This window comes from Leptospira ellinghausenii (assembly GCF_003114815.1).
Classification (GTDB): Bacteria; Spirochaetota; Leptospiria; order Leptospirales; family Leptospiraceae; genus Leptospira_A; species Leptospira_A ellinghausenii.
The window spans coordinates 1-1,524 of record NZ_BFAZ01000022.1; the positions used below are offsets into that span (position 1 = coordinate 1).

Sequence of the window (1,524 nt, forward strand, 5' to 3'; positions counted from 1 at the left end):
TAACGAACTAGGCTTTCCGAAGTTGTCCGACCCTGAGTCCCAACGGGACGTTAGGGACTGGCATGTAGCTTGCGGAAGCAAGGCGAATGCCAGGAGGACAATTTGCCACAGGCCGAGCGAGGCCTAGTGCCGAAGCGAAGCGGAAAGACGCTGTTATGCGTAGTGGCAAAAATAAGAAGTGCATTGTTAATTTAAGCATTTTTTAAAATTGATTATTCCGTATAATCCATTTAAACCTACTACGAAATGTTCTTGTGATGTGAAATGTTCTGATTCGAATATTGGCTCTATTATTAATTGGTTATTCAAGTCTATGAACCCCCATTTATTATAAAGTTTTACAGGTGCAATTCCTTTTTTAAAGTTACTAACAGCATCGTAATAAGCATCTATTGCTATTTCTCCTTTTGTGTTAATGAACCCCCATTTTTTATTAATGCGAAAGGGAGCTAGACCTTCATGAAAGGTATCAATCTCATCAAACTTAAAATCAACTATTTGCTTGCCGCTTGTATCTATTAGTCCCCATTGTATACCATTCGATACACGTGCAAAGCCTTCTCTGAAATTTTCTGCTGAATGGTAACGAATGTCATTTATTAACTTTCCTGTCAAATTTACGAATCTTGTATAATTGTTAGAGTCTTTCATTAATAAGATTCCATTATTAAATGAAGTATATGAGTCGGAAAAGTATTCAGTAAATCTTTCACCATTTTTTCTGATGACTATGTATTTCCCATTTACGTAGATTTTAGCAAAATTATCATTTAATATTGTCAGTGAATCGTATTTTATATCGTATACTATTTTTCCTTTTTTATCGATGGCTCCATATTTTTTGTTTTTTTCTACAATAGAATATCCGTTTCGAAAGCCACTTATGCTGTCATATTCGGGATTCATTTTGATATTTCCAAGTGTATCAATTAAACCTTGTTTTCCATTTTCGGTAAATGAAGCTAATCCTTCGGAAAATGAGCTTATAAAATCGTAAGTAGGTTCAAGTATAATTTTTCCAGAATAATCAATTATTCCAAATTTATCATCGAGTTTAAAGGAAGCAACATTGTCTTGAAATCCGGATAATTTTTCAAAAGTCTGAGTAGTAACAAATTCGCCTTTATCGTTTATTATATAATATTTATTATTTTGTAAGGCACTGATAGTATTTGAATTGTCTAATTGAGATGCAGCGTCATATTTAATTTCAATAATTTCTAGTCCTTGTTCATTGATGAATCCTACTTTTCCTTTAAATTCTACTTGTGCAAGTCCATTGTAAAAATCTGTTATGTTATCATACTTTGGAAAAATAAATATAATATTTTTATTATCAAAAGTGAGATCTAATATTTTTGATGAATTAGTATAGTAATTAACATTAGATTTTGAACTACATGCATTTATAACTTGTTTTTTATAGCAATTTAGATGTAAAAATATAAATATTACAATTAATATACTAATAGTATTTTTCATTTATTTTCTCCTTTTACTTTGCCATTACGCATAACGAACTAG

General features: G+C 31.0%; 1 protein-coding gene. It reads right to left on the bottom strand.

Features of this window, described 5'->3' with window-relative positions; genetic code table 11:
• Nucleotides 1-186: 186 nt before the first annotated feature.
• Nucleotides 187-1,482 (bottom strand): WG repeat-containing protein, encoded by a 1,296-nt coding sequence (locus tag DI076_RS20000; RefSeq protein WP_108961610.1) that lies wholly within the window; start codon nt 1,480-1,482, stop codon nt 187-189.
• Between the last annotated feature and the right edge of the window lie 42 nt (nt 1,483-1,524).

What these genes read in the sequence shown, in the direction of transcription:
- DI076_RS20000 (WP_108961610.1), bottom strand. Translation starts at nt 1,482, where the DNA reads ATGAAAAATACTATTAGTATATTAATTGTAATATTTATATTTTTACAT.